Here is a 19,952-nt window from a genome sequence, read left to right on the forward strand (position 1 = left end):
GTGTGAGTATGTGCTTGTCGCTGTCATCCAGCTTGAACAGCTTGCCTATAGAGACACCGATGCTTCCACCTATCTGAAGGGCGGCACCTTCCCGGCCGGATGAACCTCCAAAGAGGTGTGTAATGACCGTCGATATGAAGATCAGCGGAGCCATACGGGAAGGAATCTCGTCCTCCACACTTCTTATGGAACCGATGACAAGATTGGTTCCCTTGGAATGTCTTATTCCACAGATCCTGTATATAAATACGATCACGATTCCCGCAAGCGGCAGAAAATATATTATCATATGATTGTTCTCACGGAAGCCGGTGGCGTACTCTACGCATATATGAAAAGCTGTTCCGACAAGCCCGCATATCGTTCCCATTATCAGTGAAAAAACTATCCATTTGAAAAAAGTCGTAGCATATCTGACACATCTGCTAAAACAGTTTACCCAGTATTCCTTTGTAAATTCCACGGCGATTCTCCATTCCTTTTTCTTTGTAAAGCAACTTTAGTAATGTTAAAGCAAATAAATGAATTTGTCCAGTGCTGAGATTAACAAAAACTACCATTATAATCTGCAGTGCATAAGGGAATTATAGTAACAGTTACATTTATCCATATAAGGGAGTTGCATGATATGAATGAGAAAAAAGGAAAACAGAGCATAAAATTTGGCAATCCCCCATATATACTGGGGGCAGCAGCGGTGGCGGGGCCGAAGGAGATAGACGGCCCCATGGCGAGATATTTTGACAGAGTGAGCGAGGATGCAACATTTGGCAAAGATTCCTGGGAGGAAGGCGAGAGTGAGATGGTGCGTCAGGCGGTGACCCTTGCCATACAGAAGGCGGGAATAGTCAAGCAGGATATAAGGTATATATTTGCCGGGGATCTGCTGGGACAGCTCATAGCGTCGACATTTGGAATCAAGGATATGGAGATACCGGTGTTCGGTCTGTATGGTGCGTGCTCGACGTGCGGGGAGGCACTGTCGCTTGCGTCCATGACTGTGGCGGCGGGGTATGCGGACAACGTCATTGCGGAGGCGTCAAGCCACTATGGAAGTGCGGAGAAGCAGTTCCGTTTTCCCTTGGAATATGGAAATCAGCGTCCCCTGTCAGCTACCTGGACGGTCACGGGAAGTGGTGCCTTTGTGGTGTCGGACAGAGAGTCGGATGTATGTATTCATGGAGTCACCACAGGGCAGATAGTAGATTATGGAGTGAAGGATTCTCTCAACATGGGAGCGTGCATGGCACCCGCTGCGGCTGCTGTCATATATCAGAATCTTCAGGACTTTGGAATAAAGCCATCATACTATGACAGGATAATAACCGGTGATCTCGGCAAGGTCGGCAAGACGATACTTGAGGATCTTCTGAGCATGAACAATGTGGATATATCGGCAAATCATATGGACTGCGGTATAGAGATATTTGACAACGAGGAACAGGATACCCACTCGGGCGGATCGGGCTGTGGCTGCTCGGCGACTGTTCTTGCCGGATATATATTGAAGAAGGTGAGCTCCGGGGAGTGGAAGAGAGTGTTGTTTGTTCCGACTGGAGCACTGCTTTCCACCGTGAGCTATAACGAGGGGCAGACCATACCGGGGATAGCCCATGCGGTCATGATAGAGCATCACGAAAAGAAAGGAGAGTAGATGTAAATGGATTATGTAAAAGCGTTTGTGGTTGGCGGAATAATATGTGTCCTTGCCCAGATATTGATGGATAAGACCAAGCTCCTTCCGGGAAGGATAATGGTCATACTCGTCTGTACGGGAGTTGTGCTTGGAGCTCTTGGAATATACAAGCCGCTTCTGGAATTTGCACAGTGCGGAGCGTCGGTGCCGCTCACAGGATTTGGATATAATCTGTGGAAGGGTATAACCGAGGCGGTTGATAAGGATGGATTTATCGGACTGTTCCGCGGAGGTTTCCAGATGGCTGCGGTTGGAAGTTCGGCTGCACTGATATTCGGATATATGGCATCGCTGATATTCAAGCCGAAGATGACAAAATAGAAATAGAAGACAGGCAGATATAAAAAGCCCCACCATACATTGAATTGTATGATGGGGCTTTCCGTCATTGAGTTGTATCGGTTGAATCATCCGAGCTTGGTTCCTCGGTTGTGGTTATCTCTGTTGAAGAGGTAGGTTCCTCTGACGTAGGTTCCTCGGTTGTAGGTTCCTCAGTCGTTGTAGGCTCCTCCGTTGTTGTATCATCCGTTGTATCCTCCGATGTATCCTCGGTTGTCGTTGTTGCCTTGGTAGTTTTCTTTGTATCCTTCTTCTTGCCGTGGATGTTACAGTGCTCCTTGAGGAGTGATTCATCCCATGTGTAACCCTCAAGAACATATTCACCATCATCATTCAGCTTGTAGATGAAGGTTGTAGTCTCAGGACATTCCTTGTTGGCAAGCATGTGTGATTCGTTACATACGACAACCTTCTTGACACCTGGACAGTACTTTGTAGGAATCTTGGATGCGTCAAAGTAATCTGTTACGGTAGGACATCCATTCGATGGAAGAAGTCCTGTATCCGAACATACAGTGGCCTGTACGATTCCGTCCGGCATCTCAAATGTAGCCGATGTATCAAGTCCCTTCTTCTCAATGACCTGATCCATGATATCTCTCCACATATAGCACTTGATAGAACCAGGGCTGTATGTGATGTTCTCATCATTTCCAAGCCATATAGAAGCTGTGTAGTATGGGTTATAACCACAGAACCAGTTATCAAAGTCTCCTGATGTGGTACCTGTCTTACCTGCTGTATACATACCTGTGTAAGAGTTGGCACCTGAACCGGTACCTCCTGTTACAACGTCGTGCATGGCACTTGTGAGAAGCCATGCTGTCTGCTCTGATATGACACGTGTCTTCTCAGGCTCCCTGTTGTCTATCAGAAGATTGCCTTCATGGTCGTAAACCTCTGAGTAGAACACAGGCTTTATATAATTACCACCGTTGGCGATGGTTGCATATGCAGCTGTGATCTCTAGGTTGGTAATACCATTTGTCAGACCACCAAGTGCAAGTGACTGGTTGATATCTGACAGGATGAGACCATCGCTGTCTGTCTTTCTCTCAACAAGAGTTGTAAATCCAAGCTTCAGCAGATAGTCATATGCGAGCTGTGGAGTTACGTCTGTGATACACTTTACAGCTATGATATTCATAGACTCCATGATAGCATATCTTATAGTTTTAGGTCCCCAGTATCCGCCGTACCAGTTAAATACCTGATTACCATTCTCATAGTAGTAAGGTGCATCATCGTATACGGTGGCAAGAGACATGTTGCACGCGTCCAGTGCAGGAAGGTATGTGGCAACTATCTTGAAGCAAGAACCAGGCTGTCTGGTAGCCTCAGTTGCACGGTTGAATGATCTGTTCTCAGTTTTCTCTCCACGGCCTCCGACAAGTGCCTTGACCTGACCGGTGTTCTGGTCCATGAGAGTGAATGATACCTGTGGCTGTATGACAAGCTTGAATGTCTCCATGAAGACTTCGTCGCCGGTCTCGGCAACCATGGCATCCCTGAACTCGTCAGCCGCTGCACGGGCTTCATCCTCACTGTAATATCTTGCACTATAATCGTAGCCCTGCTGTTCAGCAAACCAGCTCTCGAGATTCTCTACACTGTAGTTTGTCTGGACCTTTGTCTCCTTGTCAGCAAGAGTGAGAGCGTAGTTGAGCTGATATACAGGCTCAGGCCAGTAGGATGTATCATTTACAACTGAGTCAGCGATCTCCTGGATCTCAGGATCCTGACAAACGATGACCTTGAGTCCGCCTGACCAGATCAGTGACTCTGCCTCGTCCTCTGAGTAGCCCTTGGCAACCAGATCATTCTGAAGCTGCTTGATGACCTCGTCAGTGTAGTAGGAGTTGACCTCTGTCTTCTGCTGCTTTTCTTCCTTCTTAGATACGGAAGCGATACGCTTGTAAACGTTATCGTTTATAGCCTCGTCATACTGCGCCTGTGTTATATACTCAAGATCCAGCATGTATTTAAGAACCTGGGTCCTTCTGGTCTTGTTGTCGTCAGGCGACAGGAGAGGATCGTATTTGGTAGGGTTCTGCGGAATTGCTGCGAGCACGGCACACTCAGATACCGATAACTGGCTGAGCCCCTTGCCGAAGTAAGTCTTGGCAGCGGTCTCAACACCGTAGCAGCCTTCTCCGAGATATATGGTGTTCAGATAATACTCGACTATCGACTTCTTGTCGATCTTCTTCTCCATATCCACAGCCAGGTACTGCTCCTGAACCTTACGCTCAAGCTTATCCAGGAAAGTTGACTCATTCAGTCCGACGTTGAACACGTTGTTCTTGATAAGCTGCTGTGTAAGAGTGGAAGCACCCTCATCGAAGTCTCCGCTTTTGAGACCCTTTATAAATGCTCTGGCGATACCCTGTACATCGATTCCGTTGTGCTCCCAGAAACGTCTGTCCTCTATAGCGACAAATGCATTCACAAGATCCTCAGGAATAGAGTCGTAATACACATACTCTCGGTTGGAGTTGGAATTGGCAAGTGTCGTGATCTCCTTTCCATTCTGGTATACAAGAGTTGTCTTGTATCCCTTAGGTATGAGAGCGTCAGCGTTGATGTTCGGCGTATCATCCAGAATACCCTTGAGGGCTCCAAATCCGGCTCCGACACCGACTATCACAATGGCGAGCACCAGCACCAGTATAATCTTAAACACAGAAATGTTAAGCTTACGCCGGTTTCTTGGAAGCTTGGATACCAGCTCCTTCTGAGCCTTCACCGCTCCCTTCTTAGTAAAATCCATAAAAAGACCTCCTTAAAACCTGGGGGATAGATCCCCGCTATTTAATTGTAAAAGTAAATTCTAAATAAGGGCAGACTACTGCCGTTAATATACACTTCAAATTAGTATATCAAATAACAGTATAATAATAAAGAAAAAAATATTGCAACAAAACAAAAATTAATAAACGTGAACGAAAAAATCAGAAAGAGTAAATTGACAACGGTATGATTCAAAAGCATAATAAATATAAAAAAGTGCAGAATAAACAGGAGAAGATATATGTTTGCATCAATAGACGAAGCGGTTGAATACTGGAAGGACGAGCTGTCATATGTGGACGACGCAAAGGTGACAGGATATGTGGGAGGCTACCCGGTGGTGGAATTTACCATCAACAAAGCCGCCTGGGGACTTGTTAAGGACAAGAAGAAATTTGGAAGGATCGTAAGATCATCAGAGATGGAGGGCGGAATAGAAGTCGGTGTGTCGACATGCTTTTATCAGACGGCATCCCTGGAGTGGGAGCCACCTGTCCTCAGGGTGTGCGGATATCCTGAAGTGATCAACAGAATACTTGGCAAGGTAATGTAAGATTTACCGTGGAATGCCCCGGCGGATACATAAAAATGCATCCGCCGGGGTATTTTATTATACATGTAATGGGTTATGTAAGGAGGACGCATATGAACAGGGAGATACGTACGGATCTTGCGATAGAGCTCAGAGAAAATGTAGCCGACAGGAGAAATATGCCTGGGGTCAAGGTGAAGACGGTGGTGAATGAGGACAGGAGCATCAAGACCACCACCATAACGGTGCTGGATGAGATAGGGGAGAAAAATCTGGGAAAGGCAAAGGGACAATATATAACGATAGAGTGTTCCAAGCTTAAGGAATATGAGGAGTCCATACATGAACCTCTGAGGGCGGAGCTTGAGGGCAGACTCAGGGAGCTCATGGGGCATGCGGGAAATATACTGGTGGTCGGACTTGGCAACAGGCAGGTCACCCCGGATTCCATAGGCCCGCTGGTCATAGACAATCTGTATGTGACAAGGCACCTGGACACTCCGGGAAAGCCAGATCTGGTCATGAGTGCCATATGTCCGGGAGTCATGGCACAGACCGGAATAGAGACTGTGGATATAGTCAGGGGAATATGCGATGAGATAGACGTGGAGATCGTGGTTGCAATAGACGCCCTGGCGGCCAGAAGCAGCAAGAGACTCGGATGCACCATCCAGCTCACGGATACAGGTATAAGCCCCGGCTCCGGTGTCGGCAACAACAGAAAGACACTGAGCTCAGACAACCTTGGCAGACGCGTGATCGCAGTCGGTGTTCCGACAGTCATCTCCGTTCCATCCATCATAGACGATTCGCTGGATGAGGTGGCTGATGCATTTAACGAGACCTACGGGCGCAGGATCATGAGGGAGTTCACGGAGAAGCAGAGATACCAGATAGCGTGCAATCTTCTGGACGAGGATATGGCGGATATGTTCGTGACCCCGAAAAATATAGACGAGCTAGTGCGCCGCATCAGCTTTACGATATCTGAGGCGATAAATGCCATAGCGATGTAGAGAAAAATACAGGGAATCATTTGGCACGTACACTCATATATTTGAATAATGGATAACAGAGGCCATAGCATATTCAAAAGGGGTGGAAATGTATGTCGGACAGAAAGCTTCATACGAAGACTGTGTATATACTTGCGTGGGTGATTCTGGTGTGCGCGGGGATATTGATAAAGACCGGGATAACTGATGATGTGTGGAAGCTGGTGTATAGCGGGATATATGGCAGTTCTTCGGGTGAAACAGGCGAGAGTATATACAGCCCCGGTGCGGCTGAGCCGGATGTGTACTGTTACATGGATTACTGGGAATCTCAGGTCAGGGAGGTGTGCGAGGAGGGCAGGACATACCAGACGGAGGATGCGGATTCCGAAGGTGAGGCATCATCGCAGGCGGAGACTTCAGAGACTTCTGCGCCTGCCAGCACTGAGACCACAGAAGCTGCGCAGAGATCCGCTGATGCCAGGACTGTGTCGGCCATGGCGGATATAATGAGCTCTTATATAGGTATGGACGCAGATACACTCCTTTCATATTGTTATAACGCCACATACCCTAAGTGCGTAAAAAAAGACGAGCTGGATGCGGAAAATCTGCTCGGCAAAGATCTGTCGCTGGATATGGACACGGGCGGATACAAGGTTCTGATATATCACACCCACGGCTCTGAGGCATTTGCGGACTCAAGACCGGGCGAGGTTGACGACACGGTGATAGGACTTGGCAACCGCCTGGCGGAGATACTCACGGATACATATGGCATACCGGTGTACCACGACACCACGGCATATGACATGATGACAGGGGTTCTTGACAGGAACGCTTCCTATGATTATTCGAGGGAAGGTGTGTCACAGATACTTAAGGACAATCCTGAGATAGAGGTCATCATAGATCTCCACAGGGATGGTGTGCCGGATGACACACATCTGGTTACAGATGTGGATGGAAAGCCCACAGCACAGATCATGCTGTTAAATGGTATGTGCCGTGACGAGGATGGCAACGATGTGGACTATTGGAGCAATGACAACAAGGTCGACAACATGGCATTTGCACTTCAGACCTATCTGGCGGGCAGGGCAAATTACGGCGACATGATGCGCAAGATATACATAAGTACGAGCCGGTACAACATGGATCTCATGCCGCACGCCATGCTGGCAGAGATAGGCGCACAGACTAACACGGTGGAGGAGGAATACAACGCCATCGAACCATTTGCCGCAATGCTTGCAAAGGTGCTTCTGAAGTGAGGATTAAGTGGCATATTGGCACTTGCAGTTATATGCTCATACATGTTATATTAACGTCAAATGCGAGTAAGACAAGTATAAGAATAAAAGAGCCTGCACATACAAGGCGCGGGACATAGATAAGGATGTGAAAACATGGAGCATTTAGACCAGTCAAAGATAAGAAATTTCTGTATAATAGCGCATATAGACCACGGTAAATCAACACTTGCCGACAGGATCATAGAGAAGACCGGAACTCTGACCAGCAGGGAGATGCAGAATCAGGTTCTTGACAATATGGATCTTGAGAGGGAGCGTGGAATCACCATCAAGGCACAGTGTGTCAGGATCGTGTACAATGCCAATGATGGACAGGAGTACATATTCAATCTCATAGACACTCCGGGACATGTGGATTTCAATTATGAGGTATCTCGAAGTCTGGCAGCCTGTGAGGGAGCCATACTTGTGGTTGATGCCGCACAGGGCATAGAGGCGCAGACCCTGGCGAATGTATACCTGGCGCTGGATCATGACCTTGATGTCATGCCAGTCATCAACAAGATAGACCTCCCGTCAGCAGATCCGGAGAGGGTCGTGAACGAGATCGAGGATGTAATTGGAATAGAGGCACAGGATGCCCCAAGGATATCGGCAAAGAATGGGATTAATATAGAAGAAGTGCTTGAACAGATCGTGAAGAAGGTGCCGGCACCGCATGGTGACCCTGAGGCTCCACTCAAGGCACTTATATTCGACAGTCTGTATGACTCCTACAAGGGAGTTATCATATTCTGCCGATTATTTGACGGCTGCGTGAAGAAGGGAACCACCATAAGGATGATGGCCACCGGAGCTGAGGCTGAGGTGGTTGAGGTCGGAATATTCGGAGCGGGAAGATTTGTCCCATGTGATGAGCTGTCAGCCGGTATGGTTGGTTACATAACAGCCAGCCTTAAGAATGTACAGGATACCACAGTGGGAGATACAGTCACACAGGCGGACAGGCCATGTGACGAGGCGCTTCCTGGATACAAGAAGGCACAGCCTATGGTATACTGCGGACTCTATCCTGCGGATGGAGCAAAGTATCCGGATCTCAGGGATGCCCTTGAGAAACTTCAGTTAAATGATGCGGCGCTCAGCTTTGAGCCGGAGACATCCATAGCACTGGGCTTTGGTTTCCGATGTGGTTTCCTTGGACTGCTTCACCTTGAGATAGTTCAGGAGCGACTGGAGAGGGAGTTCAATCTTGATCTGGTAACCACAGCGCCAGGCGTTGTATATAAGGTACATACCACAGATGGGAATGTTATAGAGCTCACCAATCCGTCGAATCTGCCGGATCCATCCACCATAGAGTACATGGAGGAGCCATTTGTCGATGCGGAGATCATGGTCACAACAGAGTATGTGGGTGCCATCATGCAGCTCTGCCAGGAGAGACGAGGCGTGTACAAGAGCATGGAGTACATGGAGGAGACAAGAGCGCTTCTCAAGTACGACCTCCCACTGAACGAGATCATATACGATTTCTTTGATGCACTTAAGTCGCGTTCAAGGGGCTATGCTTCATTTGACTATGAGATGAAGGGCTATGTCCGCTCAGAGCTTGTGAAGCTGGACATCCTTATCAATAAGGAAGAGGTCGATGCACTCTCATTTATCATACACAAGGATACAGCGTATGAAAGGGGCAGAAAGATGTGCGAGAAGCTCAAGGACGAGATCCCGAGACATCTGTTCGAGATCCCGATCCAGGCGGCCATAGGCGGCAAGGTAATAGCCCGCGAGACAGTCAAGGCCATGAGAAAGGATGTCCTTGCCAAGTGCTACGGCGGAGATATATCCAGAAAGAGAAAGCTCCTTGAAAAGCAGAAGGAAGGAAAGAAGCGAATGAGACAGGTGGGCAATGTGGAGATACCACAGAAGGCATTTATGTCTGTCCTGAAGCTTGATGAGGAATAGAAAAGACCGGGAACACAGTGACACGGTTATATTAAATAAGAAATAATAGAATCGTAGAAAAGCCGTTAATGAGAGCATTCTGACAGGAGCATTCTTAGTAGCGGCTTTTTTCATGCGGTGACGATATTTGAAATAAAAAGGAAGGATACTAATGATAGATATAATAAATACCGAAAATTCAGATCGGGATTTCGGCGATGCAAATAATGACGAAGTTTTAGAGTCATATGAGAAGAAGCCGCTCAGCATATACATACATATCCCATTCTGTGTGAAGAAATGTGCATACTGCGACTTCCTGTCATTTCCGGTGGGGGCAGCCTGCATGTCGGGATATGGAGTGTACCGTGAGAAATACATCGAAGCCCTGTGCGAGGAGCTGAAAAGCTACTCGTATTTGGCGGAGACCCACAAGGTCAGGACAATATACATAGGAGGCGGAACCCCATCCATACTGGAGCCGGACGAGATCACACTTGTAATGACGACGGTGAGGAAGCTGTTCGATGTCGCAGAGGATGCGGAGATAAGCATAGAGGTAAATCCGGGCACCCTGACCAGCCGTAAGGCAGCAGAGTATATAGCAAATGGCATAAACAGGATGAGCATAGGCCTTCAGTCCGCACAGAAAAATGAGCTGGAAGCTCTGGGCAGGATACACAATTATGACCAGTTCCTCGCCGCATTTGACATGGCTAGGGAGGCCGGATTTCGCAATATAAATATAGACCTGATGTCAGACATACCGGGACAGACCATGAGGTCATATCTGGACACCCTTGACAAGGTATTAAGGTGTAAGCCGGAGCACATATCGTCCTACAGCCTCATAGTGGAGGACGGAACTCCTCTGGCAGCAGATGAGAACCTGCTGTCACAGATCCCGGATGAGGACGTGGACAGGCAGATGTACGACATAACAAATAAGCTCTTAGGCACCGGCGGCTACCACAGATACGAGATATCCAATTACGCCAAAGCTGGCTACGAGTGCAGACATAACATAGTCTACTGGACCCTCGGGGAATACATAGGAATCGGAATCGGAGCAGCGTCCTTCCTGTACGGCAGACGCTACACCAACACATCCAGTCTGGAAGACTACATAGACGGCATGGCAAGACACAGGGAGCTCATGACATTCGGAGATCACGTCGCAAATTCGGGTAAGGCAAGAGATATAATAGAACACATGCGCAATGTGGAAGAAGAACTTGACGCAGACAGGCTGATGGAGGAATATATGTTCCTCGGCCTGCGTATGATATCCGGTGTGAGTGCAGAAAAATTCAACGACTACTTTGGACACTCCATCTACGACATATACGGCTCCGTCATAGATAAATACAAGTCCACCGGCCACCTCGAAGATGACCACGGCCTGATCCGCCTCACAAAAAAAGGCATCGACGTAAGCAACACGATCCTGGCGGACTTCTTAATAGAATAATACTGGCACGACCGTCCTTCAAAACATAAAAAAAACACAAAAACATTCGTTATTTTGTTGACAAAAGGGGGCGGCAGTGTTAGATTATGTTTAGTGGTTAGCACTCGAATATGTTGAGTGCTAATAAGACTAAAAGCAAAAAGGAATGAGAGTATGGAACTTGACGAGAGAAAAGTCAGAATTCTAAAAGCGATCGTTTCGAATTACCTGGAGACTGGAGAGCCCGTTGGATCGAGAACCATTTCCAAGCTGGCCGACATGAATGTCAGCCCGGCTACCATAAGAAATGAGATGTCAGATCTTGAGGATATGGGTTATATATGCCAGCCACATGCATCGGCAGGAAGAGTTCCAACAGATGCAGGTTACAGGTTTTATGTTGACAGCATCATGGCAGACAGGGATGAAGAGAAAGCAGAGGATCAGACAGAGCGAGAGAATCTGCTGAATAGAGTTGATAAGCTCGAGAAGCTTCTCAAGCAGGTGGCAAAGGTGCTTGCGACTAACACTCAGTACGCAACACTGGTTACGATGCCACAGTACAACAACACAGTAAAGTTCATCCAGTTGTCACAGGTTGATGAGACCACATTGCTGGCGGTCATCATGGTTGATGGCAATATAGTCAAGAATAAGCTGATCAAGACGACGTACAGCCTGAAGAATGAAGATATTTTAAAATTTAATATTCTGCTAAATACCTTCCTTCAGGGCGCGGCACTTCAGGATATCAATCTTGAACTTATACAGACCATGAAGGTTCAGGCAGGTGAATATGCAGAGATCCTTGAGACGATATTCCAGGGAATCATGGAGGCGATCCATGAGGCCGATGATCTCAAGGTTTATACCAGTGGAGCAACGAATGTACTCAAGTACCCTGAGCTGGCGAACACGTCATCCGCAGAGAAGCTGCTCGGAACACTGGAAGACATAGAGGACAAAGAAGAATTTGCAAAACATGTGGAGGATGTGATCCAGCAGGACAGCGACATACAGATCCTGATAGGACAGGAGAACAGCGATGAAAACCTGAAGGACTGCTCCCTTGTAACAGCAACATACAAGATGCCGGAGGGTGCAAAAGGAACGATAGGAATAATCGGACCAAAGAGGATGGATTACAAGAAAGTTGTGAGCATGCTCAAGGAACTCACCGGAGAGCTTGATGACATATTTAACAACAATGGATAGACAGATAAGATTATAACGATGAATAGGAGGATATGTAATGGCTGATAGCAATAACAGTACTGCATCCGACAAGAAGGTTAAGACAGAGCAGACAGCAGCCGAGACCATAGTTGGAGATGCTTCAGCAGAGATAAAGGATGGCGTTGAGTCAGAAGTCAAGGTCGATGAGACCGTTGACGTTCCGGAGGAGCAGGCAGAGGCTGCAAAGCCACAGCATGTTGCAAAGGAGAACAGACGTGGAGGCAAGGCTCTCCGTGAGGAGAACGAGAAGCTCAAGGAACGCTGCAAGGATGCAGAGACAAAGTACACAAGACTTCTTGCGGAGTGTGAGAACATCCGCCAGAGAAATGAAAAAGAGTCAGGCAAATTGTACGACATAGGTGCAAAGGGAGTTCTTGAGAAGCTCCTTCCTGTGGTAGACAATTTTGAGAGAGCAATGGCAGCCATTCCTGATGAGGATAAGGACAGACCATTCGAGTCGGGAGTTGCAAATATATATAAGCAGCTTATGACGTCATTGGAAAGCATAGGTGTAAAGCCTATGGATTGCGCCGGGGAACAGTTTGATCCTACATTCCACAATGCAGTGATGCATGTAGAGGATGACAACTACGAAGAGAATGTAATCGTTGAAGAGATGCAGAAGGGTTACATGTACAAGGATCAGGTGCTCAGATTTAGCATGGTAAAGGTAGCAAATTAAACTTCATAAGAAGGACCCACGGAGTGGGAGATTTCTTAATATTGTAAATTTTTTTTCTAGGAGGAAAAGACAATGGGTAAGATTATAGGTATTGACTTAGGTACAACAAATTCATGTGTAGCAGTTATGGAAGGTGGTAAGCCTGTAGTTATAGCTAACTCAGAGGGTATGAGAACAACACCTTCAGTAGTAGGTTTCCTGAAGACAGGAGAGAGAGTAGTAGGTGAGCCTGCAAAGCGTCAGGCAGTTACAAACGCAGATAAGACAATTTCATCTATCAAGCGTCACATGGGATCAGATTACAGAGTAGAGATAGATGGCAAGAAGTATTCACCACAGGAGATTTCAGCAATGATCCTTCAGAAGCTGAAGTCAGATGCAGAGGGATACTTAGGAGAGAAGGTTACAGAGGCAGTTATCACAGTTCCTGCTTACTTCTCAGATGGACAGAGACAGGCAACAAAGGATGCCGGTAAGATCGCAGGTCTTGATGTAAAGCGTATCATCAACGAGCCTACAGCAGCAGCTCTTTCATATGGTCTTGACAACGAGCAGGAGCAGAGAATCATGGTTTACGATTTAGGTGGTGGTACATTCGATGTATCTATCATTGAGATCGGTGAGGGTGTCATCGAGGTTCTTGCAACAGCCGGCGATAACAAGCTCGGTGGTGATGACTTCGATAACGCAATTACACAGTATATGCTTGATGAATTCAAGAAGGCAGAGGGCATCGACCTTTCAGGCGATAAGATGGCTATGCAGAGATTAAAGGAAGCAGCAGAGAAGGCAAAGAAGGAGCTGTCATCAGCTACAACAACCAACATCAACCTTCCTTTCATCACAGCAAACCAGGATGGACCAAAGCATTTCGATATGAACCTTACAAGAGCTAAGTTCGATGAGCTTACAGCAGATCTTGTAGACAGAACAAAGGGCCCTGTTAACACAGCACTTGCTGATGCAGGACTTACAGCAGCAGACCTTGACAAGGTACTTCTTGTCGGTGGTTCAACCCGTATCATAGCAGTACAGGAAGAGGTTAAGAGACTTACAGGTAAGGAGCCATTCAAGGGAATCAACCCTGATGAGTGTGTTGCTATCGGTGCTTGTATCCAGGGTGGTAAGCTTGCCGGAGATGCCGGTGCAGGCGAGATCCTTCTTCTGGATGTTACACCACTTACACTTTCAATCGAGACAATGGGTGGTATAGCTACTCACCTTATCGAGAGAAATACAACAATCCCTACAAAGAAGAGCCAGATCTTCTCAACAGCACAGGATAATCAGGATGCCGTTGATATCAACGTAGTACAGGGTGAGAGACAGTTCGCAAAGGACAACAAGAGTCTTGGCAGATTCAGACTTGATGGTATCGCTCCAGCAAGACGTGGAGTTCCACAGATCGAGGTTACATTCGATATCGATGCAAATGGTATCGTAAATGTATCAGCAAAGGATCTCGGAACAGGAAGAGAGCAGCACATTACTATCACATCAGGAACATCACTTTCAGATGATGATATCGATAGAGCAGTTAAGGAAGCAGCAGAGTACGAGGCTCAGGATAAGAAGCGTAAGGAAGGCATCGAGGCAAGAAATGAGGCAGATGCACTTGCATTCCAGACAGAGAAGGCACTCGGCGAGGTAGGAGATAAGCTTTCAGATTCTGACAAGGCTGGCGTAAAGGCAGATCTTGACTCCTTAAGAGCAGCAATAGACAGCACAGATGCAGAGAATATGAGCGATGCAGATGTAGATAAGATCAAGGCTGCAAAGGATAAGCTGATGGAGAGCGCACAGAACCTGTTCTCAAAGCTCTATGAGCAGAACGGTCCTGGAGCAAACGCAGGAACAGGTGCAGGCACACCTGATTACTCAGATGGCGATGTTGTAGATGGAGATTTCACAGAGGTTTAATATATAGAGGATGAAAGGTAAAGGCTATGGCAGAGACAAAGACCGATTATTATGAAGTCCTTGGTGTAACCAAGGGAGCCTCTGAAGCCGAGATCAAAAGGGCATACCGAGTGGTAGCAAAAAAATACCACCCGGATATGAACCCTGGTGATGAAGAGGCTGCAGAGAAATTCAAAGAAGCAGCTGAAGCTTATTCAGTCCTCAGTGACCCTGAGAAACGTGCAAAGTATGATCAGTTTGGCCATGCAGCATTCGACCAGAACGGCGGCGGTGCCGACGGATTTGGTGGATTTGACTTCGCAGACATGGGAGATATCTTTGGAGATATATTCGGAGATATGTTCGGTGGCGCAAGCCGTCAGAGAAATACAAATGGCCCTATGAAGGGCGCAAACATCAAGACCACCATCAGAGTAGCCTTTGAGGAGGCTATATTCGGAACCCAGAAGGAGCTTGAGCTCCCACTGAAGGATGAGTGTGATGTATGTAAGGGAACCGGTTCACAGCCGGGACACCAGCCGGAGGTCTGCGGCAAGTGCGGCGGTAAGGGCCAGATAGTGACAACACAGCAGTCACTTTTTGGAGTTGTACGTAATGTTCAGACATGTCCTGATTGTAGTGGATCTGGTAAGATCATCAGATACAAGTGCAGCAACTGTGCAGGAACAGGATATGTAAAGAGCAGAAAGAAGATACAGATAGCTATTCCACCAGGAGTAGATAATGGTACTAACATCCGAATCAAAGGAAAGGGTGAGCCTGGTATCAACGGTGGTGAGAGAGGAGATCTTACAGTTACCATACTTGTTGATCGTCATCCAAACTTCCAGAGACAGGAGTACAATCTGTATTCATCAGAGCCTATCACATTTACACAGGCAGCACTTGGTGGAGTTATCAAGATCAACACCATCGAAGGAGAGGTTGATTACACCATACCACCAGGAACACAGACAGATACACGTATAAAGCTGAAGGGCAAAGGAGTACCTAACCTCAAGAACCCAACTCAGCGAGGCGATCACTATGTAACACTTGTTGTACAGGTGCCGGAGAAGCTCACAGAGGAGCAGAAGAAGATCCTAAATCAGTATGAGCAGGCAACACTTGTAGAGACAAGACCTGCAACAGATTCAGCAGGACCATTTACATTTGGCGATCACAAGAGAAGAAAGAAAAAGTAGGTATAAAATATATGAAATGGACGAAGCTCACAATAGATACAACATGTGAAGCTGAAGACCTCATAAGCGCCTTCCTCGAAGAGGAAGGCGTTTTGGGTGTTCAGATAGAAGATAATATTCCCCTCACTGAGGAGGAGATGGAGACGATGTTTGTCGATCTCCTGCCGGATGATATGCCGGAAAATGATGGAACTGCAAAGGTGTCCTGTTTCCTTGACGATACATTTGACGTGCAGGAGATAAAGGATAAGGTGGCTGCAGAGATCAGGAGGCTGTCAGAGTTTCTTCCTGTCGGAACAGGCAAGATAACCGAGAGTGAGACGAAGGAAGAGGACTGGAGAGACAACTGGAAGGCCTACTTCAAGCCATTCAGACTGTATGACAATATCATCATCAAGCCAACCTGGGAGGAAGTGCCGGAGGATGCAACGGATGAGGATATAGTTATTGAGATAGATCCCGGAACAGCATTTGGAACAGGTTCCCATGAGACCACGAGACTGTGCATAGGCCAGCTCAAGAAGTACATGAAGGATGGAGATGAGATACTCGATGCCGGAAGCGGAAGCGGTATCCTGTCATTTGTTTGCAATAAGCTGGGTGCAAAGCATGTTCTCGGTATAGACATAGATCCGATCGCTGTTGATGTGGCGGGAGAGAACAGAGATGTGAACCATATTCCTGCCGAGGCTGTGGAATTCAAGTGCGGAAATGTCCTTGAGGACCAGAAACTGGTAGAGTCAATAGGCGCAAATTATGATATAGTAGTTGCAAATATCCTTGCAGACGTTATAATTCCAATGTCGGCTGTAGTTCAGAAGTTTATGAAGGATGATGGTATTTTTATATCATCGGGCATTATAAACATAAAAGAGGATGAGGTCAGACAGGCTCTTCTTGACAATAACTTTGATATCGTAGATACTGTCTACATGAATGACTGGGTAAGCTTTGTCGCAAAAAAGCATGTATGAACCAGCGTGTGAGAGGAAATAATCAAATATGAACAGATTCTTTGTAGACGTAGATGGCAGAGATATAGGAACAGATATAAGCATAACAGGCGGAGACGTTAACCATATAAAGAACGTTCTCCGCCTTAAAGTGGGTCAGGAGATAACTGTCAGTAACGGCAGAGGAAGAGATTATACGTGCAGTATATCGGAGCTTGGCAGAGACGAGGTTCTGTGCCGCGTCGAGGATGTGAATGATAACTTTGCAGAGCTTCCGGTGGAGGTTACCCTGTTTCAGGGATATCCAAAGTCGGATAAGATGGATCTTATAGTACAGAAGATGGTGGAGCTCGGTGTTTGCCGGATAGTTCCGGTATTCACTGCGCGCACCATAGTGAAGCTTGATGCGAAGAAGGCTGCAAAGAAGACCGAGAGATGCCGGATCATAGCGGAAGCTGCTGCAAAACAGTCCGGAAGGGGAATCGTCCCTGAGATCACGGAGCCGGTAACATTTGCACAGGCGATAGAGATGGCGAAGACTCTTGATATGAATATAATTCCATATGAGGAGGCGGAGGGACTTGCAAAGTCCAGACAGATCATCGCTGATGTGACAGCACCGTCCTCTGCCCGCAGAAGTCTGGGGGTATTCATAGGCCCGGAGGGTGGCTTTGCCAGGGAAGAAGTGGAACAGGCAATGGCGGCCGGGGCGGAATGTATAACTCTTGGACACAGGATACTGCGCACTGAGACGGCCGGACTGGCGGTTATGTCGATCATCATGTTCAGTGCCGACAGGGACAATTAGAACAATATTGTAGAGATTAGTGAAAGAAAGAAGCTTGAAGCCGGACGTATATCGGTTTCGGAATGGTGGAAGACAACATGGAAGCATATTTTGACAATTCAGCGACCACCCCGGTTTATCCAGAGGTGAGAGATCTTGTGGTAAAGTTAATGGAACAGGACTATGGCAATCCGTCATCACTGCACCAGAAGGGTGTGGATGCGGCCAGATACGTGAGCGATGCCAGGGATAAGATAGCCAGGCTGCTCAAGGTTCAGGCGAAGGAGATCGTGTTCACATCGGGAGGAACAGAATCCAACAACATGGCTCTGATAGGAGGCGCACTTGCCAACAGGAGAGCGGGCAACAAGATCATAACAACAGCAGTTGAGCATGCCTCAGTCGGCAGTCCGCTGACATTCCTTGAGGATATGGGCTTTGATGTTGTCAGGATCCCGACCGGAAGTGATGGCGTGGTAGATGTTGGCCGGTTGGTAGATGAGGTAGATGACGACACGATCATAGTGTCAGTCATGTACGTCAACAATGAGATAGGTGCTGTCATGCCGGTGGAAGACATTGCCAGACGCATAAAGGAGAAGAATCCGAATGTACTCTTCCATGTGGATGCCATACAGGCATTTGGCAAATATGTGATATACCCGAAGCGTATGGGAATAGACATGATGTCCATAAGCAGCCATAAATTCCACGGACCAAAGGGCGTTGGAGCACTGTTCATAAAGGACAGAGTCAAGGTCAAGCCTGTGATATACGGTGGAGGCCAGCAGGGCGGAATGCGGTCAGGAACAGAGAATGTACCGGGAATAGCCGGAATGGCACTGGCTGCCGAGATGACCTACAGAGATCTCGATGCAAATGTAGCGCACATGAGAGAACTCAAGGAACATCTTATAGATGAACTCACACAGATAGACGATGTGTACAGTAATTCCGGGGATGCGCCCCATATAGCCAGCATAACCTTCAAGGGAGTGCGAAGTGAGGTCATGCTTCATGCTCTGGAAGAGAAGGGCATATATGTCTCATCCGGTTCAGCATGTTCGTCGAATAAACATTCCACAAGCAGCACGCTGAAGGCCATAGGTCTGCCATCTGAGAAGCTTGAGTCCACACTGAGATTCAGTTTTTCACCGGAGAATACAATGGAACAGATAGATTATGCAGTCGAGTGCTGCAAGGAACTTTTACCGATACTCAGAAGATATGTGAGGAAGAAATAGGAGGAAATATGCAGTACAAGGCATTTATGATAAAGTATGCCGAGATAGGCACAAAGGGAAAGAACAGATATATATTTGAAGACATACTCTGCAAGAACATCAACAGAAAGCTGAAGCCTTACGGAGATTTCTATATCCGCAAGGAGCAGGGAAGAATATTCGTTGAGTGTAAGTCGGATTACGACTATGAGGATGTGGTAAATGCCCTTGGAAAGGTATTTGGTATCGTTGGAATATGCCCTGTTGTGGTTGAGGAGAACACAGAGTTTGAGAACCTCAAGCAGAAGGTAATAGATTATGTTGAAAAGGCATACGACAGAAAGAACTTCACATTCAAGGTGTTCACCAGAAGAAATGACAAGACATATCCTATGACTTCCATGGAGGTAAGCGCCGAGCTTGGACATTTCCTCCTTGAGGCGTTCCCTGATCTTGCAGTGGATGTGCACTCACCTCAGGAGATAATCAATGTGGAGATCAGAAAGGTAGCATATATCTATTCGATCACCATACCTGGCCCGGGAGGACTGCCGGTTGGAACGAACGGCAGAGGAATGGCACTTCTGTCAGGCGGTATAGACAGCCCTGTTGCGGCATATATGATAGCCAAGAGAGGAGTTGTTGTAGAGGCAGTATATTTCCACGCACCTCCGTTCACAAGCGAGAGAGCAAAGCAGAAGGTTATAGATCTGGCATGTCTTGTGGCCAACTACTCAGGAGCCATCAGACTCCATGTTGTCAACTTTGCCGATGTACAGATGGCAATATACGACAACTGTCCTCATGAGGAGCTCACGATCATCATGAAGAGATACATGATCAAGATAGCGGAGGAGCTGGCTGAGAAGAATGACTGTCAGTGTACGATAACAGGAGAGAGCATAGGCCAGGTTTCAAGCCAGACTGTGTTCAGCCTGAACGTTATCAACCAGGTCAGCACC

At 47.2% G+C, this 19,952-nt stretch carries 17 protein-coding genes; 15 read left to right on the forward strand and 2 right to left on the reverse strand.

The window, feature by feature from the left end; genetic code table 11:
* Nucleotides 1-463 (reverse strand): chloride channel protein (locus ABUA34_RS10415; RefSeq protein WP_349823262.1); only part of this gene is annotated, 463 nt, incomplete at its 3' end.
* 165 nt (nucleotides 464-628) lie between these two features.
* Between ABUA34_RS10415 and spoVAD the strand changes: the two genes are divergently transcribed.
* Both spoVAD and spoVAE read left to right on the forward strand, forming a co-directional pair.
* Nucleotides 629-1,654 (forward strand): stage V sporulation protein AD, encoded by a 1,026-nt coding sequence (spoVAD, locus tag ABUA34_RS10420; RefSeq protein WP_349823263.1) that lies wholly within the window; start codon nucleotides 629-631, stop codon nucleotides 1,652-1,654.
* Nucleotides 1,655-1,660: 6 nt separating this feature from the next.
* Entirely contained in the window at nucleotides 1,661-2,017 is a 357-nt protein-coding gene (spoVAE, locus tag ABUA34_RS10425) for a stage V sporulation protein AE (protein WP_161171704.1), read from the forward strand.
* A 64-nt stretch (nucleotides 2,018-2,081) separates the two neighbouring features.
* On the opposite strand, the gene ABUA34_RS10430 is transcribed toward spoVAE, so the two are convergent.
* The gene (locus tag ABUA34_RS10430; protein ID WP_055144021.1) at nucleotides 2,082-4,805 is read right to left on the reverse strand and encodes a transglycosylase domain-containing protein; all 2,724 of its coding nucleotides are present in this window, start codon (nucleotides 4,803-4,805) and stop codon (nucleotides 2,082-2,084) included.
* Between the two features lie 261 nt (nucleotides 4,806-5,066).
* Between ABUA34_RS10430 and ABUA34_RS10435 the strand changes: the two genes are divergently transcribed.
* The 13 genes from ABUA34_RS10435 to thiI form a co-directional block, all read left to right on the forward strand.
* Nucleotides 5,067-5,378 carry a hypothetical protein gene (locus ABUA34_RS10435; RefSeq protein WP_015533142.1) on the forward strand — a complete coding sequence of 104 codons (312 nt, stop codon included), beginning with the start codon at nucleotides 5,067-5,069 and terminating at the stop codon, nucleotides 5,376-5,378.
* A gap of 92 nt (nucleotides 5,379-5,470) precedes the next feature.
* The gene (gpr, locus tag ABUA34_RS10440; protein ID WP_015533141.1) at nucleotides 5,471-6,373 is read left to right on the forward strand and encodes a GPR endopeptidase; all 903 of its coding nucleotides are present in this window, start codon (nucleotides 5,471-5,473) and stop codon (nucleotides 6,371-6,373) included.
* Nucleotides 6,374-6,465: 92 nt separating this feature from the next.
* Nucleotides 6,466-7,626 carry a stage II sporulation protein P gene (locus tag ABUA34_RS10445; RefSeq protein ID WP_055144023.1) on the forward strand — a complete coding sequence of 387 codons (1,161 nt, stop codon included), beginning with the start codon at nucleotides 6,466-6,468 and terminating at the stop codon, nucleotides 7,624-7,626.
* 135 nt (nucleotides 7,627-7,761) lie between these two features.
* Nucleotides 7,762-9,576, forward strand: a complete 1,815-nt coding sequence (gene lepA / locus ABUA34_RS10450; RefSeq protein ID WP_022217229.1) for a translation elongation factor 4 — start codon at nucleotides 7,762-7,764, stop codon at nucleotides 9,574-9,576.
* A 151-nt stretch (nucleotides 9,577-9,727) separates the two neighbouring features.
* Nucleotides 9,728-11,026: a radical SAM family heme chaperone HemW gene (gene hemW, locus ABUA34_RS10455; RefSeq protein ID WP_015533138.1), complete on the forward strand. Its 1,299-nt coding sequence runs from the start codon at nucleotides 9,728-9,730 to the stop codon at nucleotides 11,024-11,026.
* Nucleotides 11,027-11,179: 153 nt separating this feature from the next.
* The gene (gene hrcA, locus ABUA34_RS10460) at nucleotides 11,180-12,220 is read left to right on the forward strand and encodes a heat-inducible transcriptional repressor HrcA (RefSeq protein WP_118016685.1); all 1,041 of its coding nucleotides are present in this window, start codon (nucleotides 11,180-11,182) and stop codon (nucleotides 12,218-12,220) included.
* Nucleotides 12,221-12,257: 37 nt separating this feature from the next.
* The gene (gene grpE / locus ABUA34_RS10465; RefSeq protein WP_015533136.1) at nucleotides 12,258-12,923 is read left to right on the forward strand and encodes a nucleotide exchange factor GrpE; all 666 of its coding nucleotides are present in this window, start codon (nucleotides 12,258-12,260) and stop codon (nucleotides 12,921-12,923) included.
* 72 nt (nucleotides 12,924-12,995) lie between these two features.
* Nucleotides 12,996-14,843, forward strand: a complete 1,848-nt coding sequence (gene dnaK / locus ABUA34_RS10470; protein WP_015533135.1) for a molecular chaperone DnaK — start codon at nucleotides 12,996-12,998, stop codon at nucleotides 14,841-14,843.
* A gap of 26 nt (nucleotides 14,844-14,869) precedes the next feature.
* A complete protein-coding gene (gene dnaJ / locus ABUA34_RS10475) occupies nucleotides 14,870-16,027 on the forward strand; it encodes a molecular chaperone DnaJ (protein ID WP_022217232.1) in 1,158 nt (385 codons plus the stop codon).
* Nucleotides 16,028-16,038: 11 nt separating this feature from the next.
* The gene (prmA, locus tag ABUA34_RS10480) at nucleotides 16,039-17,001 is read left to right on the forward strand and encodes a 50S ribosomal protein L11 methyltransferase (protein ID WP_022217233.1); all 963 of its coding nucleotides are present in this window, start codon (nucleotides 16,039-16,041) and stop codon (nucleotides 16,999-17,001) included.
* Nucleotides 17,002-17,029: 28 nt separating this feature from the next.
* On the forward strand, nucleotides 17,030-17,788 hold the full coding sequence (locus tag ABUA34_RS10485) for a 16S rRNA (uracil(1498)-N(3))-methyltransferase (protein ID WP_118649245.1): 759 nt from the start codon (nucleotides 17,030-17,032) through the stop codon (nucleotides 17,786-17,788).
* A gap of 77 nt (nucleotides 17,789-17,865) precedes the next feature.
* Complete coding sequence (locus ABUA34_RS10490) at nucleotides 17,866-19,011, forward strand: cysteine desulfurase family protein (RefSeq protein ID WP_349823265.1); 1,146 nt, start codon at nucleotides 17,866-17,868, stop codon at nucleotides 19,009-19,011.
* Nucleotides 19,012-19,019: 8 nt separating this feature from the next.
* The coding region (thiI, locus tag ABUA34_RS10495; protein WP_349823264.1) for a tRNA uracil 4-sulfurtransferase ThiI at nucleotides 19,020-19,952 on the forward strand (933 nt) is incomplete at its 3' end.

It is taken from the genome of Coprococcus sp. RTP21428st1_C9_RTP21428_210409, from assembly GCF_040227395.1.
GTDB classification, from domain to species: Bacteria; Bacillota; Clostridia; order Lachnospirales; family Lachnospiraceae; genus Coprococcus; species Coprococcus aceti.